We start from the raw sequence: 8,987 nt of genomic DNA, 5'->3' as shown, positions 1-8,987 counted from the left end.
CCACCGCACCGCCGGCTCTGCGGTGACCCCTTCGGCGGCCTCTCACCCCGTCCAGCGGTAGCGGCGCTCCGGGCGCCCCGTACCGCCGTAACGGAGCGAGATCTCCGCCCGGCCCGTCGTCGCGAAGTACTCCAGATAACGGCGGGCGCTCACCCGGGAGAGGGCTCCCGCCGCGGCGCACTCCGCGGCGGAGAGCCCCGCCGTGTTCTCCCGCAGCACGCGTTCCACCAGCTCCGCCGTGTGCGCGGCCAGGCCCTTCGGGAGGCCGCGGCTGCCCGGCGGTCGGGTGCCGAAGATATGGTCGACGTCCTCCTGGCGCGCCTCGCCCAGCGCGGCCAGCCGGCTCCGCAGCGACGCCACGTGCCGGAGCTGCTCCTGGAGCGCCGTCCGGTGGAACGGCTTGATCAGATAGTGCAGCGCGCCCGCGCGCAGCGCCGCGCGGATCAGCCCCGCGTCCCGCGCCGCCGTGATGAACAGTGCGTCGACACTGACGGCCCGCCCGTCCCGCTCCTCGGCGGCCCGCAACTCCCTGAGGACCGCGATCCCGTCCATGTCGGGCAGATAGATGTCGAGCAGCACCAGGTCGGGCCGGAGCCGTTCGGCCGCGCGCAGCGCCTCGGCGCCGCTGTGCGCGACGCCGACGACCGTGAAACCGTCCATCGCGGACACATAGCGGCTGTGCAGCTTGGCGACCATGAAGTCGTCGTCCACCACCAGCACTTTCATCACGCAGACCCTAAGCCGCGACCACAACGACCACAACGTCCGTTGATTCCGGAAGAGAGACAGCTTGTTAACGCGCAGGCAACATGTGGCCCACTTCACACTCGCTTCCGAAGGGCGGCTCACGTGCGATTGCGCACCCCCCTGGCCCTGCTCGGGTCGGCGCTCCTGGTGCTGGTGGGGCCGCCGCTGCTCAGCTCGGGCAGTGGCACCGACACCGGTACGCAGATACCCGGTCTGCGTTTCATGGTCCCCAACACCCCCGGCGGTGGTTACGACATCACGGCCCGCACCATGGCCAAGAACGCCGAGGACGCCGAACTCACCCACAACATCGAGGTGTTCAACCTGCCCGGCGCGGGCGGCACCGTAGGGCTCACCCGGCTCGTCGGTGAGCACGGCAACGGCAAGCTCGCCCTGTCCATGGGGCTCGGTGTGGTCGGCGCCGTCCACACCAACAAATCCCCCAAGACCCTCGCCGACACCACTCCGATCGCCCGGATCACCGAGGAGTCCGACATCGTCGTCGTCGGCAAGGACTCCCCGTACCGGACCATGGACGACCTGGTCACGGCATGGAAGGCCGACCCGGCCAAGGTCCCGGTCGGCGGCGGTTCCTCGCCCGGCGGGCCCGACCACCTCGCCCCGATGCTGATGGCGAAGGCCGCCGGCATTCCGCCGAAGACGGTCAACTACGTGCCGTTCGACGGCGGCGGCGAACTCCTCGCCTCCATCCTGGGCGACAAGGTCGCCTTCGGCGTCTCCGGTGTCGGCGAATACCTCGACCAGATCGAGTCCGGGGAGCTGCGCCTCCTCGCCGTCACCGGCCCCGAACGGCTGCCGGGCCTGGACGCCCCCACGCTGCGCGAGGCCGGCCTCGACACCGACTTCACCAACTGGCGCGGCATCGTCGCACCACCGGGCCTCTCCGGCGCCGAACGCGCCAAGCTGATCGCCTTCTTCGAGAAGCTGCACGACTCGCCCCAGTGGCGCGCCTCGCTCAAGAAGAACGGCTGGGCCGACGCCTTCCTCACCGGCGACGCGTTCGGCGACTTCCTCGCGAAGGAAGACCGGCGGGTCGACTCCGTGCTCAAGGAGCTGGGACTGTGACACCGCCGACCGACACCCCGGACACGTCCGGCACCCCCGGCACCCCGGCCGCCCCCGAGGCCGCCGCGGCCCCGGCGGGCCCCCGCGACGCCCGCTCCTGGCTGCGCGAACACTCCGAGATCGGCGTCGGCCTGCTGCTGCTCGCCCTCGGCGTCCTCGTCCTCACCGACGCCCTCACCATGACCGTCGACCTCACCCAGCGCGGCCCCGTCGGCCCGAAGACCGTCCCCGTCGTCGTGGGGACCGGGCTGCTCGTGGTCGCCGTACTCCTCACCCTCGACGTGCTGCGCGGCGGCAGGGGCGAGGCCGAGGGCGGCGAGGACGTCGACCTCGCCGAGCCCGGCGACTGGCGCACCGTCCTGCTGCTCGCCGGGGTCTTCCTCGCCAACGCCGTCCTCATCGGCCCGCTCGGCTTCCCCGTCTCCGGCGCCCTGCTCTTCTGGGGTTCGGCGTACGCGCTCGGCAGCCGCCACTACGACCGCGACCCGCTGATCGCCGCCGGCCTCTCCCTCCTCACCTACTTCGTCTTCGACAACCTGCTCGGTGTCCCCCTCCCCGGCGGCCCGCTGATGGGGGTGCTGTAACCGATGGACTCCCTCAACTCCCTCATCGACGGCTTCGGTACGGCGCTCACGCCGATGAACCTGCTCTGGGCCGCGATCGGCGTGCTGCTCGGCACCGCGATCGGCGTCCTGCCCGGCATCGGCCCCGCCATGGCGGTCGCGCTGCTGCTCCCGGTGACGTACGGACTCGAACCGACCGGCGCGTTCATCATGTTCGCCGGGATCTACTACGGCGCCATGTTCGGCGGCTCCACCACCTCCATCCTGCTCAACACCCCGGGGGAGAGCGCCGCCGTCGTGGCGGCGATCGAGGGCAACCCCATGGCCAAGGCGGGCCGGGGCGCCCAGGCGCTCGCGGCGGCGGCCGGCGGCCACTTCGCCGGCGGCATGATCGGCACGATCCTGCTGGTGGTCCTCGCCCCGACCGTCGCCTCGCTCGCCGTGGACATCGGCGCCCCCGACTACTTCGCGATCATGGTGCTCGCCTTCATCGCCGTGACGTCCGTCCTCGGCTCCTCCCGGATCCGCGGACTCGCCTCCCTCCTCATCGGCCTCACGCTCGGACTGGTCGGGCTCGACCAGATGACCGGCCAGCAGCGGCTCACCTTCGGCACGCTCCAACTCGCCGACGGCATCGACGTGGTGATCGTCGCGGTCGGTCTCTTCGCGATCGGCGAGGCCCTGTGGGTCGCCGCGCATCTGCGCCGCACCTCGGGCGAGGCGATCCCGGTCGGGCGTCCCTGGCTGGCGCGCAAGGACCTCCGCCGCACCTGGCGGCCGTGGCTGCGCGGGCCGCTCATCGGCTTCCCGTTCGGGGCGATCCCGGCGGGCGGCGCGGAGATCCCCACCTTCCTCTCCTACGTCACCGAGAAGCGGCTCTCCCGGCACCGGGACGAGTTCGGCAAGGGCGCCATCGAGGGCGTGGCCGGACCCGAGTCGGCCGCCTCCGCCTCGGCGGCGGGCACGCTGGTCTCGATGCTCACCCTCGGCCTGCCCACGACGGCCGTCGCCGCGGTGATGCTCGCCGCCTTCCAGCAGTACGGCATCCAGCCGGGCCCGCTGCTCTTCGAACGCGAACCCGAACTGGTCTGGGGGCTGATCGCCTCCCTCTTCGTCGGGATGGTGCTGCTGCTCGCCCTCAACCTCCCGCTCGCCCCGGTCTGGGCCAAACTCCTGCGCATCCCGCGCCCGTACCTCTACGCGGGGATCCTCTTCTTCGCCGCGGTCGGCGCGTACGCGGTCGGCGGCGAGGCCCTCGACCTGGTCATCCTGCTGATCATCGGCCTGATCGGCTTCGGGATGCGGCGCTACGGCCTGCCCGTGCTCCCCGCCGTCATCGGCGTCATCCTGGGCCCCGCCGCCGAACAGCAGTTGCGGCGCGCGCTCCAGATCAGCGACGGAAGCGTGACCGGCCTGGTCGACACGCCGTTCTCGGTGACGGTCTACGCGGTGATCGTGCTGCTCCTGGCCTGGCCGGGCATCCGGAAGCTGATCGTGGCGCGGCGCGGCGCGCGTACGGAGGGATAGCGGCGGCGGGGCGGCGGGCGGCGACGCGGGGCCCGTTGTCAGTGGGGGCTGGCACCATCGGACCATGACCACCACCGACTGGGACGCCGCCGCCGACACCTTCGAGGGGGGTGGGGGGCCCCGTCCGCTCGGACGCCCCCCCGCCGCGCGCGCCGGGGCGCCGCACGGCGGGGGGGCGGGTTGTGGGGGGGGCCCCCCCCCACCCCCCCCCCCCCCCCCCCGCGGGGCCCCCCCCCCCCCCCCCACCCCCCCCCCCCCCCCCCCCGGCCCCCCGGCACCCCGCCGTGCGCGCCGCCTGGGCGGCCAGGATGGGGGAGTGGCTGCCCGACGCGCCGTCCCGGGTGCTCGACCTCGGGTGCGGTACGGGGAGCCTCGCCCTGCTCGCCGCCGAGCGGGGACACCGGGTGACGGCCGTCGATCTCTCCCCGCGGATGACGGCCCTCGCCCGCGCCAAGCTGGCGGGCACCGGCGCGGAGGTCCTGACCGGCGACGCGGCCCGGCCGCCGGTGGGTCAGGAGCGCTTCGACGTGGTGCTGGCCCGTCATGTGCTCTGGCTGCTGCCCGATCCCGAGGAGACGCTGCGCCACTGGGCGGCGCTGCTGCGGCCCGGGGGCCGGCTGATCCTGGTCGAGGGCGTCTGGTCGGGCACCGGTCTGCCCGCCTCCCGGCTGACCTCGGCCCTGGCCGCCCTCGCCGAACGCGTCCAGTACGAACGGCTCTCGGCGGACGCCGCGCTCTGGGGCCGCCCGGTCGACGACGAGCGGTACGCGCTGATCGCGGTCCCCGCCCCGCCCGTCCGTCACCGGGAGGTGGTCGACGTCCATCTCGTGGTGCGCAGAGGGGACGAGGTGCTGCTCGCCCGCAGGGCCGGCACGGGGTACGCGGACGGACTGCTCAACTGCCCCTCCGGACACGTGGAGTCAGGGGAGGACGTCCGTACGGCCGTGATCCGGGAGGCCGCCGAGGAGATCGGCATCGCCCTGACCCCCGGCGACGTGCGCGTCGCGCTGGTCATGCAGCATCGCGGACCGGGCGGCGCGCCCCGGATCGGGTGGTTCTTCGAGGCGGCGTACGGCGCGGGCGGCGAGCCGTACAACCGGGAGCCGGAGAAGTGCTCGGGCCTGTCCTGGCATCCGCTGTCCGGGCTCCCCGACGACCTGGTGGCGTACTGCCGCGCCGGGCTCGACGCCTACCGCGCCGGTGAGCGCTTCGTGCTGCACTGGCACGAGGACGGCGACCCGCTCGCTCACACCCCGGGGACCGACCGCTCCGTCGTACTGCCCGCGACGGACGGTCAGGAGGGCCGGTCCAGCTCGCGGACGTGGCGTACCTCGGACGCGCAGATCTCGTAGCCGAACCACCGGTTGACGGCCAGCATCGGGCCGTTGTCCGCGTCGTTCGCGGTGAACGCCTCCCGGTACCCGGCCGCGCGGGCGCGCAGGAGCGAGTCGGTCTTGGCGAGTTTCGCCAGGCCACGGCCCCGGAAGGCGCGACGGGTGCCCGTCATGGCCGTCAGATAGCGGGTGGCGCCGTCGGTATGGGCGGCCGTGAACCCGGCGACCTGACCGTCCACCTCCACCACCGTCGTCAGCACGCGGTCCAGACACGGATGGTTCCACGTGTGGTTCAGCCAGTCCTCGTAGTCGTCCAGGGCCATGGCGATGTCGCCCGGCTCGTCGGCCGTCACCTCGGCGTCGGCCTCGAAGAGCGGGCGGGGATCGGCCGCGTACTCCGCCGCCGTACGCAGCACCACGCCCGCGGGAAGACGCTCCGGCATCGCGGGCAGGGCGCCCCCGGCCAGATCCAGCCGCTGGAAGTGCGCCGGGCGCTTCGGCCGATACCCATGGCGCGCCGCGAAGGCGAGGCTGGACGGCTCGTCCAGCGCCCAGGAGTAGACACTGGTCGCGCCGTTGGCCGCGAGATGCTCCTCGGCGGTACGGAGGATCAGCGACCCCGCGCCCCGGCCCCGGCGCCCGGGAAGGACCTGCGGGGTGACCGAGGACTGGCCGGGGACCTCGCTGTCGTACGCCAGGCCGACATGCGCCGTCCCGATCATCTCGCCGTCCTCCTCGGCCACCAGGAGGCGGTACTTCTTGGCCGGATTGGCGTTCGCCACCTCGAAGAGGACGGCTTCCTCGGTCACGATGAGGAACGGGACGCAGGCGCGGCGCAGGGCCACGACGGTCGCCGCGTCCTCGGTGCGGAAATCACGGATAGTCACAGTCATGAGGAGCGACCTTACGTGCGCGCGCCGCTGGTCCGCCTCCTCTTTTTCCCGTCGCGTTCCGGCCAGCTCTGCCGCGTGTCACTCGGCGCCCACAGCTCGTGGGGGAGAATCGCCCTGTGACGTTGAAGATCGTGATCGACCCGGCCTCCGTGACCGCTCCGTACGAGCAACTGCGTACCCAGATCTCCGCGAAGGCCCGCTCAGGTCTGCTGCCGGTGGGGTACAAGCTCCCCACCGTGCGGGGGCTCGCCGAGGAGCTGGGCCTGGCGGCCAATACCGTCGCCAAGGCGTACCGCGCGCTGGAGACCGACGGGGTCATCGAGACCCGCGGCAGGAACGGTACGTTCGTCGCCGCGGCCGGCGAGGCCGCCGACCGCGAGGCCGCCTCCGCCGCCCGCGCGTACGCGGAGCGTGCCCGGCGCCTCGGTCTCGGCAGGGCCGCCGCACTCGCCGCCGCCGAGGAAGCCGTACGCGCCGTTTACGCCAAGTGACCGCCGTGGCCGGATCCGGGCTGCCGTGAGCAACCCGGCCAGGGCACGACACCGGTCCTCGCGGGCACGCCGTCCCAGGCCGGTCACCGCGCCGCCGTGGGCGACCGGTTGCCTTCCGGGGAGCGGCCCCGCGTCACAGGTACAGGCCCGCCTCCGGGCCCGGGTGCTGGGACGGGACCGAGGCCGGGCCCGTGCCCCGGCGCAGCGCGTACAGCTCCGCCAGCGTGGCGCCCTCCCTGCCCACCGCCGACTCGCCCTCGCCGTCCTCCCGGCCCAGCCAGGAGACCGCCTCCGCACGGGTCAGCGAACCGACCTCGATCCTCGCCAGACAGCGGCCCGGACGGACCACCGCCGGGTGGAGCCGCTCCAGATCCTCGTTGGTCGTCACCCCCACCAGAACGTTCCTGCCCTGCCCGAGCAGACCGTCCGTCAGATTGAGCAGCCGCGACAGCGCCTGGCCCGCCGTGTGCTTGGCCTCCCCGCGGATCAGTTCGTCGCAGTCCTCCAGGAGCAGCAGCCGCCACCGGCCCTTGGCCGAGCCGTCGTCCTCGCCGATCGCGATGTCCATCAGATAGCCGACGTCGTTGAAGAGCCGCTCCGGGTCCAGCACACAGTCGACCTGGCACCAGTCGCGCCACGAACGGGCCAGCGTGCGCAGCGCCGAGGTCTTGCCGGTGCCCGGCGGGCCGTGCAACAGCAGCAGCCGGCCCGCGATGTCGTCCGGTGTCACCTTCATCAGCCGGTCCATCGCCTCGGCCACCGGCGCCGTGTAGTTGGGCCTGACCTCGTCCCACGTACCGGCGGAGATCTGCCGCGTCGTCCGGTGCGGACCGCGCCGCGGCGAGACGTACCAGAACCCCATCGTCACGTTCTCCGGCTGCGGCTCCGGATCGTCCCGCGCGCCGTCCGTCGTCTGCTGGTGGATCTTCTCCGCCAGTTCGGTGGAGACGGCCGTCACCGTCACATCGGCCCCCCGGTTCCAGCGGGAGACCAGCAGCGTCCAGCCGTCGCCCTCGGCGAGCGTCGCGCTCCGGTCGTCGTCACGGGCGCGGCGCAGCACGGTGGCGCCGGGCGGCAGCAGCTCCGCGCCCGGCCTGACCCGGTCGATGGTGGAGCTGTGGGAGTACGGCTGCTCGCCCGTCGCGAAGCGGCCGAGGAACAGCGCGTCGACCACATCCGAGGGCGAATCGCTGTCGTCGACGGTGAGCCGGATCGGCAGGGCGTCCTGAGGCTTGGCAGACATGTCGCCCATGATCCGGCACCGGGACGTCCGATGCACGGTGTTTTGGCCGCCGGTGGCGGCGGAGCGCGGCGCGATGTCCGCGACCCGCCGCACGCCCCGGCGCTCCCCGTCACCACCGGCGGCGCGCTCCCCGCCCCGCCGCGCCGTCACCCGTCGGGCGCCCCGCCGCCCCCGTTCCGGCCGCCGGGCACCGCCCCGCGCGCCACGGCCGCGGCCCGGCGCGCGCGCCTCACCAGCGCGTAACCCCGGGTCAGCGCCCGGTCCCCGGCGAAGGAGCGGGTGAGCCCGCGGCCCTCCACCAGCCGGCCGAACTCCTCGATTCCGGTGGTGCGCCGCACGGTCACCCGTGTCAGCGCGTACGGCCCCTGGCCCCGGCGCGCCGCCGCGTTGCCCACCGCCAGCGCCTGGCGGAACCCGGCCGCGCGGACGGCGTGGCGTACCCGCCGGCTGGAGTAGCCGAACGGATAGGCGAAGGAGACGGGTTCCGTGCCCAGCTCCCCGGCCAGGATCTCCCGGCAGCGCCCGGTCTCGAAGCGCAGCCGTCCGTCGTCGATCTGGTCGAGCTGCGGATGGGTGTGGCTGTGGCCGCCGATCTCCGTACCGGCGGCGGCCAGTTCCCGTACCTGGTCCCAGTCGAGCATGGTGTCCGGGGCGGCGCCCTCGTCGTACGCCCCGCGCAGCCACGCCGTCGAGACGAAGAGCGTGGCCGCGAAGGCGTGTTCCGCGAGGACGGGGAGCGCGTACCGGTGCACCCCCGCGTACCCGTCGTCGAACGTGATCAGCACGGGGCGCTCCGGCAGCGGCTTCCCGGTGCGCCAGGCGTCGGCGAGCCGCGCCGTGGTCACCGGGGTGAAGCCGCGCGCCCCGAGCAGCGCCATCTGCGCCGTGAACGCCTCGGGCGCCACCGAGAGCGCGCGGGTGGCGGGCGCGGGCCGGTGCGCGACCGCGTGGTACATCAGGATCGGCACGGCGCCCGCCCCGCCGTCGGCGCCCGGCTCCGGGGGACCCGCCCCGCCGTCGGCGCCCGGCCCCGGGGGGGCCGCCCCCCCCCCCCGCCCGGCCCCGCCCCCCCCCCTGAAAGCGCCCCCCCCCCCCCCGCCCCC

At 74.0% G+C, this 8,987-nt stretch carries 9 protein-coding genes; 5 read left to right on the top strand and 4 right to left on the bottom strand.

The features are described from left to right. Positions 1–42: 42 nt before the first annotated feature. Entirely contained in the window at positions 43–726 is a 684-nt protein-coding gene (locus tag ACFXPK_RS31480) for a response regulator (RefSeq protein ID WP_384993225.1), read from the bottom strand. Positions 727–849: 123 nt separating this feature from the next. Here ACFXPK_RS31480 and ACFXPK_RS31475 point away from each other — a divergent pair, with 123 nt between their 5' ends. The 4 genes from ACFXPK_RS31475 to ACFXPK_RS31460 all read left to right on the top strand — a co-directional run bounded on the left by ACFXPK_RS31475 (position 850) and on the right by ACFXPK_RS31460 (position 5,275). Continuing rightward, positions 850–1,833 carry a Bug family tripartite tricarboxylate transporter substrate binding protein gene (locus tag ACFXPK_RS31475; RefSeq protein ID WP_385080537.1) on the top strand — a complete coding sequence of 328 codons (984 nt, stop codon included), beginning with the start codon at positions 850–852 and terminating at the stop codon, positions 1,831–1,833. Beyond that, the gene (locus ACFXPK_RS31470; RefSeq protein WP_385080535.1) at positions 1,830–2,417 is read left to right on the top strand and encodes a tripartite tricarboxylate transporter TctB family protein; all 588 of its coding nucleotides are present in this window, start codon (positions 1,830–1,832) and stop codon (positions 2,415–2,417) included. Before ACFXPK_RS31475 ends, ACFXPK_RS31470 begins: the two co-directional genes overlap by 4 nt. A gap of 3 nt (positions 2,418–2,420) precedes the next feature. After that, positions 2,421–3,923 (top strand): tripartite tricarboxylate transporter permease, encoded by a 1,503-nt coding sequence (locus ACFXPK_RS31465; RefSeq protein WP_384993233.1) that lies wholly within the window; start codon positions 2,421–2,423, stop codon positions 3,921–3,923. Between the two features lie 284 nt (positions 3,924–4,207). Next, a complete protein-coding gene (locus ACFXPK_RS31460; protein ID WP_385080533.1) occupies positions 4,208–5,275 on the top strand; it encodes a methyltransferase domain-containing protein in 1,068 nt (355 codons plus the stop codon). Here ACFXPK_RS31460 and ACFXPK_RS31455 read toward each other — a convergent pair. Then, entirely contained in the window at positions 5,218–6,150 is a 933-nt protein-coding gene (locus tag ACFXPK_RS31455; protein ID WP_384993239.1) for a GNAT family N-acetyltransferase, read from the bottom strand. The genes ACFXPK_RS31460 and ACFXPK_RS31455 overlap by 58 nt on opposite strands. 116 nt (positions 6,151–6,266) lie before the next feature. Here ACFXPK_RS31455 and ACFXPK_RS31450 point away from each other — a divergent pair, with 116 nt between their 5' ends. Beyond that, a complete protein-coding gene (locus ACFXPK_RS31450) occupies positions 6,267–6,641 on the top strand; it encodes a GntR family transcriptional regulator (RefSeq protein WP_329824572.1) in 375 nt (124 codons plus the stop codon). Positions 6,642–6,774: 133 nt separating this feature from the next. Here ACFXPK_RS31450 and ACFXPK_RS31445 read toward each other — a convergent pair whose 3' ends face one another. Together ACFXPK_RS31445 and ACFXPK_RS31440 are read right to left on the bottom strand one after the other, a co-directional pair. Next, positions 6,775–7,884 carry a DUF5925 domain-containing protein gene (locus ACFXPK_RS31445; RefSeq protein WP_384993242.1) on the bottom strand — a complete coding sequence of 370 codons (1,110 nt, stop codon included), beginning with the start codon at positions 7,882–7,884 and terminating at the stop codon, positions 6,775–6,777. Between the two features lie 146 nt (positions 7,885–8,030). Continuing rightward, positions 8,031–8,840: a polysaccharide deacetylase family protein gene (locus tag ACFXPK_RS31440; RefSeq protein WP_385080539.1), complete on the bottom strand. Its 810-nt coding sequence runs from the start codon at positions 8,838–8,840 to the stop codon at positions 8,031–8,033. Positions 8,841–8,987: the final 147 nt, after the last annotated feature.

Source organism: Streptomyces sp. NPDC059142, from assembly GCF_042755665.1.
In the GTDB taxonomy this organism is placed as follows: Bacteria; Actinomycetota; Actinomycetes; order Streptomycetales; family Streptomycetaceae; genus Streptomyces.
The sequence above is the reverse complement of the archived record's forward strand: the minus strand, read 5'-3'. Positions and strand labels throughout refer to the sequence as shown.

Bases quoted from the DNA above. Each gene is read 5' to 3' on its own strand.
- ACFXPK_RS31480 (WP_384993225.1), bottom strand. From the start codon at position 726: ATGAAAGTGCTGGTGGTGGACGACGACTTCATGGTCGCCAAGCTGCAC.
- ACFXPK_RS31465 (WP_384993233.1), top strand. From the start codon at position 2,421: ATGGACTCCCTCAACTCCCTCATCGACGGCTTCGGTACGGCGCTCACG.
- ACFXPK_RS31455 (WP_384993239.1), bottom strand. From the start codon at position 6,150: ATGACTGTGACTATCCGTGATTTCCGCACCGAGGACGCGGCGACCGTC.
- ACFXPK_RS31445 (WP_384993242.1), bottom strand. From the start codon at position 7,884: ATGTCTGCCAAGCCTCAGGACGCCCTGCCGATCCGGCTCACCGTCGAC.
- ACFXPK_RS31440 (WP_385080539.1), bottom strand. From the start codon at position 8,840: ATGTACCACGCGGTCGCGCACCGGCCCGCGCCCGCCACCCGCGCGCTC.